The organism is Hyphomonas sp. (assembly GCF_046313975.1).
Lineage (GTDB): Bacteria > Pseudomonadota > Alphaproteobacteria > Caulobacterales > Hyphomonadaceae > Hyphomonas.
The window spans coordinates 1-13,789 of the sequence record NZ_JBKBXB010000059.1; the positions used below are offsets into that span (position 1 = coordinate 1).

At 64.6% G+C, this 13,789-nt stretch carries 14 protein-coding genes; 8 read left to right on the top strand and 6 right to left on the bottom strand.

Annotated elements, in window-relative coordinates:
• From ACK4TE_RS15000 to ACK4TE_RS15015, 4 genes are all read left to right on the top strand, one after another.
• Window positions 1-583 (top strand): hypothetical protein (locus ACK4TE_RS15000; protein ID WP_409912345.1); only part of this gene is annotated, 583 nt, incomplete at its 5' end.
• A gap of 130 nt (window positions 584-713) precedes the next feature.
• On the top strand, window positions 714-1,139 hold the full coding sequence (locus ACK4TE_RS15005; protein WP_409912346.1) for a hypothetical protein: 426 nt from the start codon (window positions 714-716) through the stop codon (window positions 1,137-1,139).
• 5 nt (window positions 1,140-1,144) lie between these two features.
• Window positions 1,145-1,954 carry a 3-deoxy-manno-octulosonate cytidylyltransferase gene (locus tag ACK4TE_RS15010; protein ID WP_409912347.1) on the top strand — a complete coding sequence of 270 codons (810 nt, stop codon included), beginning with the start codon at window positions 1,145-1,147 and terminating at the stop codon, window positions 1,952-1,954.
• A gap of 3 nt (window positions 1,955-1,957) precedes the next feature.
• On the top strand, window positions 1,958-2,563 hold the full coding sequence (locus ACK4TE_RS15015; RefSeq protein WP_409912348.1) for a histidine phosphatase family protein: 606 nt from the start codon (window positions 1,958-1,960) through the stop codon (window positions 2,561-2,563).
• Between the two features lie 3 nt (window positions 2,564-2,566).
• Here ACK4TE_RS15015 and ACK4TE_RS15020 read toward each other — a convergent pair whose 3' ends face one another.
• The 3 genes from ACK4TE_RS15020 to pepN all read right to left on the bottom strand — a co-directional run bounded on the left by ACK4TE_RS15020 (window position 2,567) and on the right by pepN (window position 8,785).
• Window positions 2,567-3,577 (bottom strand): hypothetical protein, encoded by a 1,011-nt coding sequence (locus ACK4TE_RS15020; protein WP_409912349.1) that lies wholly within the window; start codon window positions 3,575-3,577, stop codon window positions 2,567-2,569.
• 74 nt (window positions 3,578-3,651) lie between these two features.
• Window positions 3,652-6,000, bottom strand: coding sequence for an ATP-binding protein (locus ACK4TE_RS15025; RefSeq protein WP_409912350.1), 2,349 nt, complete (start codon window positions 5,998-6,000; stop codon window positions 3,652-3,654).
• 163 nt (window positions 6,001-6,163) lie between these two features.
• A complete protein-coding gene (gene pepN, locus ACK4TE_RS15030; RefSeq protein ID WP_409912358.1) occupies window positions 6,164-8,785 on the bottom strand; it encodes an aminopeptidase N in 2,622 nt (873 codons plus the stop codon).
• A gap of 120 nt (window positions 8,786-8,905) precedes the next feature.
• Between pepN and ACK4TE_RS15035 the strand changes: the two genes are divergently transcribed.
• A complete protein-coding gene (locus ACK4TE_RS15035; RefSeq protein WP_409912351.1) occupies window positions 8,906-9,274 on the top strand; it encodes a VanZ family protein in 369 nt (122 codons plus the stop codon).
• Here ACK4TE_RS15035 and ACK4TE_RS15040 read toward each other — a convergent pair whose 3' ends face one another.
• A complete protein-coding gene (locus ACK4TE_RS15040) occupies window positions 9,275-9,850 on the bottom strand; it encodes a hypothetical protein (RefSeq protein WP_409912352.1) in 576 nt (191 codons plus the stop codon).
• A gap of 208 nt (window positions 9,851-10,058) precedes the next feature.
• Here ACK4TE_RS15040 and ACK4TE_RS15045 point away from each other — a divergent pair, with 208 nt between their 5' ends.
• Window positions 10,059-11,174 carry an acyl-CoA dehydrogenase family protein gene (locus tag ACK4TE_RS15045; RefSeq protein WP_409912353.1) on the top strand — a complete coding sequence of 372 codons (1,116 nt, stop codon included), beginning with the start codon at window positions 10,059-10,061 and terminating at the stop codon, window positions 11,172-11,174.
• 61 nt (window positions 11,175-11,235) lie between these two features.
• Here the strand turns inward: ACK4TE_RS15045 and ACK4TE_RS15050 are convergent, their stop codons facing one another.
• Window positions 11,236-11,772, bottom strand: a complete 537-nt coding sequence (locus ACK4TE_RS15050) for a type VI secretion system tube protein Hcp (protein WP_409912354.1) — start codon at window positions 11,770-11,772, stop codon at window positions 11,236-11,238.
• 213 nt (window positions 11,773-11,985) lie between these two features.
• Here ACK4TE_RS15050 and ACK4TE_RS15055 point away from each other — a divergent pair, with 213 nt between their 5' ends.
• Window positions 11,986-13,185 carry an acyl-CoA dehydrogenase family protein gene (locus tag ACK4TE_RS15055; protein WP_409912355.1) on the top strand — a complete coding sequence of 400 codons (1,200 nt, stop codon included), beginning with the start codon at window positions 11,986-11,988 and terminating at the stop codon, window positions 13,183-13,185.
• A 128-nt stretch (window positions 13,186-13,313) separates the two neighbouring features.
• On the top strand, window positions 13,314-13,511 hold the full coding sequence (locus ACK4TE_RS15060) for a DUF2892 domain-containing protein (protein WP_409912356.1): 198 nt from the start codon (window positions 13,314-13,316) through the stop codon (window positions 13,509-13,511).
• Between the two features lie 3 nt (window positions 13,512-13,514).
• Here the strand turns inward: ACK4TE_RS15060 and ACK4TE_RS15065 are convergent.
• Window positions 13,515-13,789 (bottom strand): hypothetical protein (locus tag ACK4TE_RS15065; protein WP_409912357.1); only part of this gene is annotated, 275 nt, incomplete at its 5' end.

Consider the following 13,789-nt stretch of genomic DNA (forward strand, 5'->3'; position numbering starts at 1 on the left):
AGCAAAAGCTGCTGCCATCGAAGCGCGCGCCGCCGATATGGAAAAGCGGATGGCGAAGCACACGATCAAGATCGACGCCCGCGCGGAAGCGGAAGTCGAAAAGAAAATGGCGGTGATCGAGCGCCGGATCGAAGCCAATTCTGACCGGATCGAAAAGATCGTCGAAGAGCGCTTCGGCCCGGAATTCGAAGCCCGCATTCAAGCGCAGGCAAAAGTCATCGAAGACCTAGTCGAGGATTGCCGGAAGAAGCCGATTGCCGATGGCGAAACGGCCGTCATCGAGCGCAAGGATGTCGACGGCGACACCGTCCGCCTCGCCTGTGTGAAGGGAGACCGCGCCGCACTTAAATCCGAAAAGGCACTTGCCTATGTCGGCAACTATCCCGGCATTACCGAGGCCGAGAAGGCGAAGTTCCGTGCCGCAGCCAAAGGTCATCGCGGCAAGCAGGTCTTCGTCGTCCGCTCCGGCGACGCGGACATCGACATGGATTATGACTTCGACTTCGATATGGATCTGCCAAAGGCGCCCAAGCCCCAGAAGGCACCGAAGACACCTGAGACATCGGAACTCGAAGGCGAATAACGCTTCTCGTCTCCGCAAGAGACACCCCGGTCTTCAGGGAAGGCCGGGGTATTTTTTGCCTGCCGCGCCCCGCTTTCCGGCTGCGCGTTGAGCGGCTAGGGTGGCACGCAGATCAAAAGGGGAGAGTGCCATGAAACTCCGCGCCGCCTTCGCCGCCCTGGCTATGGCCACCACGCTCGGCGCCTGCGCCACTGCGCCGGAGCCATGCACCGCCGCCTGGATCGACTATCGCACCGACCAGATCCTGTCGCGCTTCGCCCGCGAGAATCGCGGCCTCATCTCCGACCTGCGCCAGGTCGCGCGGCCCGACGGTAAGGTCGACACTGTCCGCGCCATCCTGCTCGCCGCCAAGGCGGAAGACCTGCAGAAGTTCGCCAACAGCTTCAACAAAGTCATTGTCCCTGAACTACGCACCTCTCTGAATCAATGCCGCGGCAACGAGAACTTCGTGCCCGCCTTCACCGAATTCCTGCGCAAGGAAGGCGTCTCCGAACCCGCGCTCGAATGGGTTGGCCCGATCCTCGCCGTCGCGCAGGCGATCGACGCGAACCAGTAGCCCCCATGAAAACCCTGATCGTTGTTCCCGCGCGCTATGCTTCGCAGCGCCTGCCCGGCAAACCGCTCGCCCTGATCGCAGGCCGCAGCATGGTCAGCCGCGTCGCCGGCCTCGCCCGGCGCGCCGCGGCAGGTCTTCCGCAGGCGGAATATGTCGTCGCCACCGATGACATGCGCATCCTGGAACATTGCCGCGATGCCGGTATCCCCGTCGTGATGACCGACCCTGCCTTGCCCTCCGGCTCCGACCGCGCCCTTGCCGCCGCTGAAGGCCTCGGCGCTGAGCCGGAATTCATCGTCAATCTGCAGGGCGACGCCCCTTTCACGCCCGCTGCGCACGTCACCGCCATCGTCGAAGCGCTCGCCGCCTCCGGCACAGATGCCGCCACACCCTACATTCGCCTGAGCTGGGACGCGCTCGACCGGCTGCGCGCGCACAAGCAGGAAACCCCGTTCTCCGGCACCACACTCGTCACGGATCCGCAGGGCCGAGCCATCTGGTTTTCCAAGATCATCCTGCCGGCGATGCGTAAGGAAGCAGACCTGCGCAAGCTCGGCCCGCTCTCGCCGGTCTTCCAGCATATTGGCCTTTACGCCTACCGCCTCGGCGCGCTGCGCCGCTACTGCGCGCTGCCCGAAAGCCGGTATGAGCGTCTCGAAGGCCTCGAACAGCTGCGCATCCTCGAGAACGGCATGAGCATGCAGGCCGTCGAAGTACAGCCCGGCCGCATCGCCATTCCCGGCATCGACACCGCCGAAGACATCGCCCTTGCCGAACGCCTCGTCGCCGAACATGGCGATCCGGACGCGGGCTGAGCGATGCCCCGCCTGTTCGTCGTCCGCCACGGCAACACATTCGACAAGGGCGACACGGTAACCCGCGTCGGCGGACGCACCGACCTGCCACTCTCCGTCTCCGGCCGCGCGCAGGCAGACGCCCTCGCCGCGCATTTCGCCGATACGCGCTTCGCTGCCGCGCTCGCCTCACCGCTGGAACGCACCCGCGCCACCGCCCGCGCAATCCTCAGTAAACGGAGCGATGCGCCCGCGCTGCTCATCCGGCCCTTCCTGCGCGAAATCGATTACGGCCCGGATGAAAACCAGCCTGAGGAGGCGGTCACTGCCCGTCTCGGCGAAGCCGCGCTGAAAGCCTGGGACGAAGACGGCACACCGCCGCCCGGCTGGCTTGTCGACCCGGCAGCCATCCGCACCGGCTGGAAAGCCCTTCTGGCTGACATCGCTGCGCTGCCCGCAGATGCCAACATCCTCACCGTCACCAGCAACGGCACGGCCCGCTTCCTGCCCGACATCGTGAGCAAAAAGCCCGCCGCCCTCGACCGCAAACTCAAGACAGGCGCGTGGGGCGAGGTCCTGCTTACGTCCGGCGCAGCGGAAATCGTTGCCTGGAACCTGCGGCCCTCCTGAACGTCAGAACGGGTATTGCGGCACGCATGTGGCTGCCGATGTGGACAGCGCCTCGCACCCGGTCTTCCCGGCTTTCACCATTTCCCTGAGCTGCGTATCGTTTGGCGCCTCGTGCGGACCGAGACAGCCCCGATAGGGATCAAGGAGTTTCAATCCTTCAACACCCAGATAGTACGAGTACTGATAAGTGTCTCGCGCGCCCGCGCCGGGGGGCAAAGGCCGGGCAGCTGTCAGCGCACCGAAGTCGCGATCAAACAGCGCAAGCGTCTCGTCCGGCGTCCGCGCGCAGGCGCCGGGTGCACCGGTCAATCCGGCGGCGGCTCCCAACGCACCGGACACGGTACCGCCGGAAGCATTCGCCGAAGGTTCCGGCGGAGCGGGTTCAGAACTGCCGCCGGCCGTCTCATCCTCGCCACCGGCAAAATAGGACATGTCGCCGGCCCGCATGGCGGCAAGCAGGCGCTGGCCGCCGCCGGGATCACAGCCAAAGCTCGGCTCAGAGAGATCTGCCTGCCCATTCCCATCGACAAAGTACGAGCATCCGTTCTGATAGAAGGACGGCATCGGGTTCCGGACATCTCCAAAATCATGCCATTGCATCGTTCCGGGCGGGGTCGCATCGTTCCAATCATCCGCGTCCGAGAATGTGGCCTCGGAAGTCATGCCGGTGAACATACCCTGCGAGGCTGAGCCGGTTGTCTCAAGCCGGTAATTCGTTCGGGAAGGGTTCCAGTCCGACGGGGGCGTCCAAAACTCGGTCGTCAGCTTGCCCTGTCCCGTAATCAGGCCCTCGCTGTCGCACCCTCCGGACCATGAGTACCGGATGTCATTTCCTGCCCAGCTGATCTCGAGCCGGTCGCCAATGAAAAAGATCGCATAGCACTGTCCTGCCTGCAAAGCTCCCCAGCTATAGTCTTTTGAGAACAAGCCTGTTTGCGCAAGAGCAGCGGGTGCGGGCATCATCCCCGCAAGCCAGACGGCAAGCGCGATGACGCCTGAGCGTAGCAGTTTCATAGATCGTCCCCTCCCGCTGGACGAGGGGTAACATATTCCTGTACGGACGACTTGGGAAGTCTCTCGGGATGCTCTCAGGCGACGCTGCTGGCTGGCGGGATTTGCGCGCCAAGCGAGCCCGGCCCGCCAATCGGCAGGTAGAAAGCCACCGTCGTGCCCTCGCCATAGACCGAGGCGAGCGTCATCCGCCCGCCATGCATCTCTGCAAAGGATTTGGTGAGTGCCAGGCCGAGGCCGGTGCCATCCGTGTTGCGATCCTTGGTCTTGGCGACCTGTTCGAACGGCTGGCCGAGACGTGGCAGGTCTTCCGGCGGAATGCCAATGCCGGTGTCCATGACGCCGAAATAGATCTCCGGCCCGCGCTGCTCGACGGACACCGTGATCTTCCCGCCCCGGTCAGTGAACTTGATGGCGTTGGAGACGAGGTTCAGGATCATCTGCCGGATGGCGCGGTGATCGGCGTCGATATCCGGCAGGTTCTGCGCCGAATCCAGCACGAGGTCGATCTCCTTCTCCTCCGCCTTGCGCCGGATCATGCGCACCGCCGCATCCACCGGATCAACCGGGTCAATCGGCTGCGGCGTGATCGTCATCTTGCCTGCCTCGATCTTCGCCATGTCGAGAATGTCGTTGATCATATCGAGCAGGTGCTGGCCGGAGGTGAGAATGTCGCGCGCATATTCTTTGTACGAAGGATCGCCCAGCGGACCGGACAGCTCATTGGTCATGATCTCGGAGAAGCCGATGATCGCATTGAGCGGCGTGCGCAGCTCATGGCTCATGTTTGCGAGGAAGGCCGATTTGGTGAAGGCTGCGCGCTCGGCCTTGGCCTTCTCTTCGGAATACTTCTTGGTCAGCTCCTTCGCCTTGCCTTCGGAGCGTTCGAGGTCCAGCGCCGCGCGCTTCATCCGCTCCTTCTGCCGCGTCAGTTCTTCCTCGTTGCGCACGTTCTCGCTGATATCGACCCCGACGGTCAGCAGGCCGCCATCCGGCGTCGAGCGCTCTACCATCTTCAGCCAGCGCCCGTTGCGCAGCGCGATCACCGTCGTGCGGCTGTCCTCGGCGGAGCGGCGCTCTGTCAGCACAGCGCCCGCGCGCGCAATCGCCACCGTGTCATGCCCCATGCCCGCGCGCAGCGTATCCTGCAGGCCGAAATCGATGGCAAAGGAACGGTTCCAGTAGAGCAGGCGCTTGCGCGCGTCCCACAGCGCGAAAGGCCCCGTAAACCCTTCGATGGCAGCCCTCAGCCGGCGCTCAGCCGCGCGTACGCGGTCTTCGGCCTGCTTGCGTTCAGTCACATCCAGCATGATGCCGCCGAACACGTCTTCGCCCGTTGCCGGATCCGTCGACAGGCTGCCCCGCATCTCGATCCAGCGCACCGGCACCCCTGAAGTTTGGAAAGTCATGTGCACCCAGCCGATACTCCGCGCCTGGGTGAATGCCTCCCGGATGCGCGCATGCGTTTCCAGCGGTGTGCGGCCGAGCAGGTCTTCCAGCGTCAGCAGCCCCTTGCGGTCAAGACCGAGCAACTCCGCCGCGCCTTCGCTGAAGAAGATGGCATTGGACTGGTGCGACCATTCCCAATAGCCCGCCTGCGCGCCGCGCATCACGAGGCCGAGGATCCGGTCGGATTCCTGGTTGAGCGTCGTCTGCACCAGCATTTCCGTCTGCCGTTTCGACAGCCGCCGCGTCACACCGAACAAGGCCAGCGCAGGCGCCGACACCAGCAAGGCAAAGATGGCGAGGCGGATCAGGTCCGCCGCCGTGAAGAACGGACGCTCCACCGTCAGGCAGAGCTGCACGGCGCCGGGCTTCACCGGCGCGCAGGCCGTGCCTGCCCGCACACCGCGGGCATCTTCCCGGATCACGCTGACGGCGTCCTTCGCCATCGATGCGGCGCCTGCCAGATGCGTTGGTCCGTATCCGAACTGTGTTTCCGGTGTGCGCAGCAGGAGGCGCGCATGGTCTGGCTTGCTGAACACCGAGGTCACCGGCGCCAGCGCAATCAGGCGGCGCGCGCCCTGCACCGGCGCGACATAGACAAAATCCCCGTGGCCGGTCAGCGTCAGGCCCGTCTCGTCCGGCCCGAACTGCTCGGCCGCCAAGGCCGCATCGCCGAGCCGCGATCCCGGGGGCGACTGGGCTGCATCGCTGAGCGCCACAACCGCATCGATCCCCGGCGAGCGCGCAGCAACTTCCGAGGTCGGAAGATTCCGCGCCGCCGCAATCGACAGGATAGCCGCGCCGGACTCTGCACGGGCCGAAATCCGCGCGGCCAGCATCCGGGCTTCCCCGTCCAGCTGCGCCAGGAACGCCCGCTCGCTCACCTGCCGCTCATCCCAGGCCTTCAGGCCGAGCGCGAGCGTCAGCAGGCCGAGAATACCGAGAACAAGGCCCCAGGTCCGCCGGCTGTCTTCCGCCATAGCCGATTTGCCGGGCGGGCCGGGCGGGGGTGCCGTACGGGTGCGGGGCTTCTCTTTTGCCAAGGCCGACTCGAATATTGCGGGCACAGCAGCCCGATTCTACGAGTGTCTTTGGGAATTGTTGCCGGATCGTTAACCTATCCGATAGATTCGTTAACGGTTTTCAACCCGGCGCAGCGAGGGCCCGGCTGGCAATATCCATCGCGTTTTCGGACAATCCGGCCTCCACCAGCCGCTTCAGGCAGGCCTCCGCCTCGCCCCGCGCCTTCGGCTCCAGCACCCGCCATTGCTCGAAAGCTGTCATCAGGCGGGCGCCGAGCGCCGGGTTCGCCTTGTCTGCCGCCAGGATCGTCGCCTCCACCGCCCGGTAGCCGGAGCCGTCCGGGGCATGGAATGCGGCCAGGTTCTGCATCGCAAACGCGCCGATCACCGCCCGCACCCGGTTCGGATTGCGCAGGTCAAAATCCGGATGCGCGATCAGCCGCTTCACGTCCTCTGCCGTCCCGGTCGAAGCCTGCACCGAGAACCACTTGTCCATCACCAGCGGGTTCGACTTCCACATCTGTTCGAAATGGCCGATGGCCTTCGCCTTGCCGCCGCCCTTTGTGAACATCAGTGCCCGCAGCGTCGACAGCCTCTCGGTCATGTTCGGCGCGCTGTCATAAAGGCGGGAGAGGGTCGCCTCTGCCTCCGGTTCGGACGAGGCGCCGAGCAGGGCAATGAAGGCATTGCGCAGCGCCCGGACGGACGCCTGCTCCGCCCCCGGATGATACGGCGCCGGCGCCGGCTTTGCCAGCGTCTCGCCAATCGTCTCCGCCAGCGCCTTGCCCAGCGCCGCCTGCAGCTTCGCGCGCGCCGCCGCCAGCGCCACCGGGTCGGCCGGCTGGCGCTCCAGGAACAGCTCGCCCACTTCTGGCAACCGCGTCAGCAGCGCCGCAAAGGCCGGATCACCTAGCGCGCCCTTCACGGCGCCGGCAATCGCGCCGACCAGCGCGTCATCCGGCTTGGCCTGGCTGCCATCGGACAGGGCAAGAATTTCTTCCTTCACCAGCGTCTGCAGCCCGTCCCAAGTATTGAACGGATCCGTCTCGGCGCGCACCAGAGCGAGACGCTCATCGCGCGTTAGCTTCCGCACGAGCCGCACCGGCGCCGAGAAATCCCGGTTCACCGAAAACAGCGGCCGGCGGCTGCCCTCAGGCAACCGGAATTCCAGCTCGGCCTCTGCACCTTCCAGCACAACGAGGAACGGCTCAGCCTTCCGTCCGGAAGCGGCCACATGCCCGCCCTCGCCGTCCAGTAGCGCCGATAGCAGCGGCACCGGCACAGGCTTCTTCACCGGCTGGCCCTGGGTCGGCGCCGTGTTCTGACGAAGGCGCACCTTCAGGGTCGCGGTCTCCGCGTCCCAGGTCTCGTCCAAGGTCACCTCCGGCGTGCCCGCCTGTGCGTACCATTGGCGAAATGCGGAAAAGTCCCGCCCCGTCACCGCTTCGAAACAGGCGTAGAAATCCTCGATGGTCACCGCCTGCCCGTCATGGCGCTCGAAGTACAGGTCCATGCCTTCACGGTATTTCTCCGGCCCGATCAGGCGCCGCAGAATGCCGATCAGTTCGGAGCCCTTCTCGTACACAGTTGCCGTGTACAGATTATCGATGGCACCATATGTGTCCGGTCGCACGGAATGTGCCAGCGGCCCGGCATCCTCGGCAAACTGGCGCGCGCGCAGCTTGATCACATCCTTGATCCGCTGCACCGGGCGCGAGCGCATGTCGGCGGAGAAATTCTGGTCGCGGAAAACCGTCAGGCCTTCTTTCAGGCAGAGCTGGAACCAGTCCCGGCAGGTGATCCGGTTGCCGGTCCAGTTGTGGAAGTATTCATGCGCGACAATCGACTCGATCGCCTCGAAATCGAAATCCGTAGCGGTATCCTCATCCGCCAGCACATAGGCCGAGTTGAAGATGTTGAGGCCCTTGTTCTCCATCGCGCCGAAATTGAAGTCGCGCACGGCCACGATATTGAACACGCCGAGATCATATTCCCGGCCGTAAACTTCCTCGTCCCAGCGCATCGAGCGCTTAAGCGCGTCCATCGCCCAGGCCGCGCGCGGCGCGTCGCCCTTGTCGACATGGATGCCGAGATCGACCCTACGCCCCGACATTGTCGTGAACGTATCGCGCAGCACGTCATAGTCGCCCGCGCAAAGGGCAAAGAGGTATGCGGGTTTCTTGTGCGGATCGACCCATTCGGCAAAGTGGCGCCCGCCCGGCAGGTCGCCCGCCTCGCCCGGCGTGCCGTTGGAGAGGAGGATGGGGAAGGCCGCCTTCGGCCCTTCCATCCGTACTCGGAAGGAACTCATCACATCCGGCCGGTCCGGGTAATAGGTGATACGGCGGAAGCCTTCCGCCTCGCACTGCGTGCACAGCCGCCCGCCGGAAAGGTAGAGGCCAGAGAGCGCCGTATTCGCTGCCGGCGAAATCTCTACCTCGGTTTCCAGAACAAACGGCCCCCCCGGCGGCGCCAGCAAGGTCAGCCCGCGCGCGTCCACTTCAAAGTCCGCCGGGTCCAGCGGCGCAGCTTTCCCGCCCCCCTCAGCCAAAGCGATATAATTCAGATGCAGCGCCTCACCGTCCAGCCGCATCGGTCCTGTGCCCTTCGGCGTCACCGACAGGCGCGCCCGTACGGTCGTCTTCTGCGCACCGAGATCAAAGGACAGCTCCACCGCATCAATGCTGAAAGGATAGGGAACATAGTCCTTCAGTTTCACTGCCACCGGCGTATCGGTCCGCATCATCCGGGCTCCTTGGGTCAGGGTTCTGTCTGCAAACGGGTAGTCCCCAGCCATATAAGGGGCCGGGCAGGCCGTCGAGAGATGTTGTCCCTCACACATCGCAGTGGCAAAGGGGGGCAGATGCAGCCCGCCCAGATTCCCTATCCGCCGCATATCCGCCGTGCCGCCGCGGTGATTGCCGTCCTGCTGGCGCTGGTGATCGCGTATTTCTCGCTGGTTCCGCCGGGCGAAACACCCGCCCCGCAGATTTCCGACAAGATCCGACATTTCGGGGCCTACGCGATGCTCGCCATCCCGACTGCCATGTGGCTCGCCCCGCGCCGCATCGTGCCGGCCTTAATTGTTGCGGTCTGGGGCATCCTGATGGAAATCGCTCAGGGGCTCGCCGGCACAGGCCGCGAAGCCTCCATAGGCGATGCTCTCGCCAATACGCTTGGCGCGGGCGCAGGTGTCATTCTGGTCTGGGTGATCGCGCGCCGGCGGCGCTGATTACTCGGCCGCGACGGCGGCTTCGTCCTCAAGCCGGTAAACGTGCCGCATGATCGCCGCGCAGTGCTGCGCCACAGGCTTCAGCTCCGCCGGCAGGTCATTCGGATTGTTCAGCGCAAATTCCGCCACCCGCCGGGCAATCTGCATCAGGTCCGGGGTATGCACGATCATCCGCGCCTGGTGCTCGATGCGCGCCGGGTCGCGGTCATACTCGGTGCCCGAAACACGCCAGCCGCTCGTGCCGGTCTCATCGGTCGCCACCACCGGGAACGTGCTCGGGCTGGCATTCGCCGCGCCATACTCCACCGGCCGCCATTTGATGGCACGCCGGTCGATATGCCAGTGCTCCAGCATCAGGTCTTCGTCTTCATCATCGACGCGGAACTGGCTGTGCATCGATTGCTCGGACACCAGCTCATGCGCCTGGAACACCCGGCCGAGCCCGCAATCATAAGACACGCGCAGCGGCTCATCGACATCTTTCACCCAATGCGGCACGACCGTCTCGATCACCGCCCAGGTGCCGACCGGCTTCACGAACACGCGTTGCGACTTGTGGAACAGGGCCTTGGCCATGTGTGCGTCTCCTCACGAACCGCCGACAGTCGCACAGGAGTATGGGAGAGCAGTGAATCGAACCGGTGAAATTTGACCGGTTAACCCTGCCTGACGTAGCGCCATTTCCGCTGGGTCACGGCTTTCCGCGCGCGTAAAGCGCGCTATTCTTGCCCCATCCGCGATAAATCTAACGAACGCCTTCGGGCGATGGGGAGCCAGACGCGCCATGAACTTCGATTTCTCTGAAGACCAGAAATACCTTGCCGGCGAAGCCCGCAAATTCCTCAATGCCGAAAGCCCCGCCTCGGAAGTCCGCAAGGTGCTCAACGACGATACTGTGCCCTATCACAAGGCGCTCTGGAAGAAGATCGCCGAAATGGGCTGGCTCGGCACCACCATTCCGGAAGAACATGGCGGGCTCGGCCTCGGCATGCTGGAAATGTGCGTGCTCGCCGAAGAAATGGGCCGCGCCATCGCGCCCGTGCCCTTCGCCTCCACGGCATATTACCTTACCGAAGCGCTGAAGCTCGCCGGCAGCGAGGCCCAGAAGGCCGCCCTCCTGCCGCAGATCGCCGCCGGTGACATCATCGGCGCCTGGGCCGCCTCCGAAGGCCCGGGCCACCCGACCGCTGCCACCCTGAAGACCACGTTCGACGGCAAGACCCTCACCGGCACCAAGATCCCCGTGACTGACGGCGACGTCGCCACTCATGCCGTCGTCCTCGCGAAAGAAGGCAAGGGCGCTTCGCTCGTCCTCGTCGATCTCACCGGCAAAGGCGTGACCCGCAAGACGGTGCAGACCCTCGACCCCACCCGCAGCCATGCCGAGATCACCTTCGACGCCGCCGCCGCCGAGCGCCTCGGCGGCAAGGGCGAGGGCGAAGCGCTCACCTCAGCCCTGCTCGACCGGGTCGCCGTGCTTCTCGCCTTCGAACAAGTCGGCGGCGCCACTCGCTGTCTCGAAATGGCGAACGAGTATGCCAAGAACCGCTACGCCTTCGGCCGCCCGATCGGCGGCAACCAGGCGATCAAGCACAAGCTCGCCGACATGTATGTGAAGAACGAGGTCGCCCGTTCAAACGCCTATTATGGCGCCTGGGCCCTCTCGACCGGCGCACCGGAACTTCCCGAAGCCGCCGCCGCCGCGCGGGTCGCTGCCTCGGAAGCCTTCTGGTTTGCGTCGAAGGAAAACATCCAGACGCATGGCGGCATGGGCTTCACCTGGGAAGTCGACTGCCACCTCTTCTACCGCCGCTCGAAACTCCTGTCGGTTCAGGCTGGCTCGCCGAAGGTGTGGAAAGAGAAACTGGTGCGCGCCCTCGAGGCCAAGAATGCGGCCTGAGGCCACCACGCCCCAGGCAGAAAAGCGGCGGGATCACTCCCGCCGCCCTCAAACCCTGTTGTCAGTGCTCGCCCGGATAGGCGCCGTAAGTGACCGGCGGGGGCGCTTCCCAGCTGACCGAGTCGGTCGGCTTGGTGGCGGTGCCTTCATAGACTTCCAGCGTGGCGGTCTTGTACGAGATGTCGAAATTCTCGACGACCTGCGAGCCTTCGCCCGTATAGGTCGAGTAATTGTTGAGCGTCGCGTCGGTCAGCTTCCAGACCTGCTTGCCCGGCGCACCATCGGCCGTGATCGTGATCTCGACCACCGGCACCTTGGTGCCGTTGACGATGTTCTTGATGACCTTGGCCGAGCCCGAGTCGAAATTGCGGGTGACGTAGATGCCGCCGGTATAGAGCTGCGTCTTGGCCGGCTCGACCGGCATGTAGGTCACCGGGTCATAGACGGGCTGCTGCGAGACGCTGATCGTCGCGGCCGTCGCGGTCAGCTTGTCGTTGCCGAGCTTCACCTCGACACCGGCATGCGCAAGTCCGGCAACCAGCATCGAAGCTGCGGTGGCAGCGGCGAAGCGGCGGGTGTGCGCGATAATCCTGGACATGGAGTTCAATCCCTTTGTGCTGCGCCGCGGGCGGGAGCCCATCGCTCGTCTCCCCGGCGAATGACTGCCATACGACGCCCCAATTCGGGATGGAATAAGGCAACGCGTTGTCAGCATTCGATCACACAGAAATATTTTTTACCCGGAATACAGGACCATACATCCCGGTCCTGCGTACAGAACGTCACGACCAACTGAGGAACGGAGCCAGACATGGACTTCAACGACACCCCCGCCGAAGCCGCTTTCCGCAAGGAGGCCTATGACTTCCTCTCGAAACATCTGGAGCTGAAATCCGGCGCCCGTCCGCGTGCTTCGAACTCATCGGCCCTTGCCCGGGCTAAGGCCTGGCAGAAAACCAAGGCCGAGAACAAGTTCGCCCAGATCACCTGGCCGAAGGAGTGGGGCGGACGCGGCGGCACCGCGATGGAAGCCGTCATCTGGGGTCAGGAAGAATCGAAATTCGACGCCCCCACCGGCCCCTTCGCCATCGGCCTCGGCATGTGCATCCCCACCGTCATCGCCTTCGGCTCGGACGAACACAAGAAGCGCTATGTCCAGAAAGCCCTCTACGGCGAGGAAATCTGGTGCCAGCTCTTCTCCGAACCCTCCGCCGGTTCTGACGTCGCCGGCCTCAAGACCAAGGCCGTGAAAGACGGTGACCATTGGGTCATCAACGGCCAGAAGGTCTGGACCTCCGGCGCCCACTATTCCGATTTCGGCATCCTCCTTGTCCGGACGAACCCGAAGGTTCCGAAGCACAAGGGCCTCACCATGTTCATCGTCAACATGAAACAGCCCGGCGTCGAAGTCCGCCCGATCCACCAGGCCTCCGGCGGCCGCGAGTTCAACGAAGTCTACTTCACCGACGTACGCATCCCGGACACCGACCGCCTCGGCGAAGTCGGCGCCGGCTGGAAAGTCGCCCTCGTCACCCTGATGAACGAACGCCTCGCCGTTGGCGGCTCGCCCGGTCCAGACTGGGGTGAGATCATGGCCTATGCCCGCGACGCCGGCACGCTCAGCGACCAGGCCTTCCGCGAAAAACTCGCCGACTGGTATGTCGCTGCGCAGGGTTACAAGCTGACGAAGTTCCGTACCCAGACGGCCCTTTCCCGCGGCCAGACGCCGGGCCCGGAAAACTCCATCGGCAAGATCATCACCGCCAACCACCTGCAGGACATCTGCAATTCGGCCATCGAGATGCAGGACCATTACGGCATCATCGCCGAGCAGGACCGGATGCCAGCCGACGCCATCTTCCAGCAGAGCTTCATGTGGGCTCCCGGCCTGCGCATCGCCGGCGGCACCGACGAGATCCTGAAAAACATCATCGCCGAACGCGTCCTCGGCCTCCCGCAGGACGTCCGCGTCGACAAGGACCTCGCCTTCGACGAAATGAAATCGGGCTGACCAGGGCGTGGGATGTGAGGGCTTCCGGCCCCTAAGTAATCCTCCGGATACGTCCCATCCCCAACCCGGACCAGAATAATGCCGGGCCTGATCCTTCAGGCCCGGCTTTTCATTTCCGGGAGCATCCCATGTTCAAGACCAATGAAGGCACCATCGACCGCGCCCTGCGCGTCATCGTCGGCCTTGCCCTGATCGCCATCGTCTTCGTCGGCCCGCAGACCCCGTGGGGCTGGATCGGCCTTGTCCCGCTCGCCACCGGTCTCATCGGCTGGTGCCCCGCCTACACCCTGCTCGGCATCAGCACCTGCCCGGTGAAGAAGGGTTGAGGGCTACTCCTCCGCGCGCGTCTCAGCCGCGATGAAGGAAGCCAGCTCGCTGACGCAGGCCCGCCCGGCATCCGTCAGCGCCTTCGCGCGCGCCGCATTCGTCGCATCGAGCGAAACTGCAGAAGTCGCCAAGCTTGTCTGCGCCACCACCGCGCGCCGGCGGCCCTTCAGCAGCGTCGCGTCCAGCCGGCAGCGCGCCGTCTCGCCATAGAGCGTGAACTCCGACACCCGCCAGGCCAGTTCAAATTCCGCCGGCCCGGACGCGTCCGCCGACATCG

Bases quoted from the DNA above. Each gene is read 5' to 3' on its own strand.
- pepN (WP_409912358.1), bottom strand. From the start codon at position 8,785: ATGCGGACCGATACGCCGGTGGCAGTGAAACTGAAGGACTATGTTCCC.
- ACK4TE_RS15060 (WP_409912356.1), top strand. From the start codon at position 13,314: ATGTTCAAGACCAATGAAGGCACCATCGACCGCGCCCTGCGCGTCATC.
- ACK4TE_RS15010 (WP_409912347.1), top strand. From the start codon at position 1,145: ATGAAAACCCTGATCGTTGTTCCCGCGCGCTATGCTTCGCAGCGCCTG.
- ACK4TE_RS15005 (WP_409912346.1), top strand. From the start codon at position 714: ATGAAACTCCGCGCCGCCTTCGCCGCCCTGGCTATGGCCACCACGCTC.
- ACK4TE_RS15050 (WP_409912354.1), bottom strand. From the start codon at position 11,772: ATGTCCAGGATTATCGCGCACACCCGCCGCTTCGCCGCTGCCACCGCA.
- ACK4TE_RS15055 (WP_409912355.1), top strand. From the start codon at position 11,986: ATGGACTTCAACGACACCCCCGCCGAAGCCGCTTTCCGCAAGGAGGCC.
- ACK4TE_RS15025 (WP_409912350.1), bottom strand. From the start codon at position 6,000: ATGGCGGAAGACAGCCGGCGGACCTGGGGCCTTGTTCTCGGTATTCTC.
- ACK4TE_RS15040 (WP_409912352.1), bottom strand. From the start codon at position 9,850: ATGGCCAAGGCCCTGTTCCACAAGTCGCAACGCGTGTTCGTGAAGCCG.
- ACK4TE_RS15020 (WP_409912349.1), bottom strand. From the start codon at position 3,577: ATGAAACTGCTACGCTCAGGCGTCATCGCGCTTGCCGTCTGGCTTGCG.
- ACK4TE_RS15045 (WP_409912353.1), top strand. From the start codon at position 10,059: ATGAACTTCGATTTCTCTGAAGACCAGAAATACCTTGCCGGCGAAGCC.
- ACK4TE_RS15035 (WP_409912351.1), top strand. From the start codon at position 8,906: ATGCAGCCCGCCCAGATTCCCTATCCGCCGCATATCCGCCGTGCCGCC.
- ACK4TE_RS15015 (WP_409912348.1), top strand. From the start codon at position 1,958: ATGCCCCGCCTGTTCGTCGTCCGCCACGGCAACACATTCGACAAGGGC.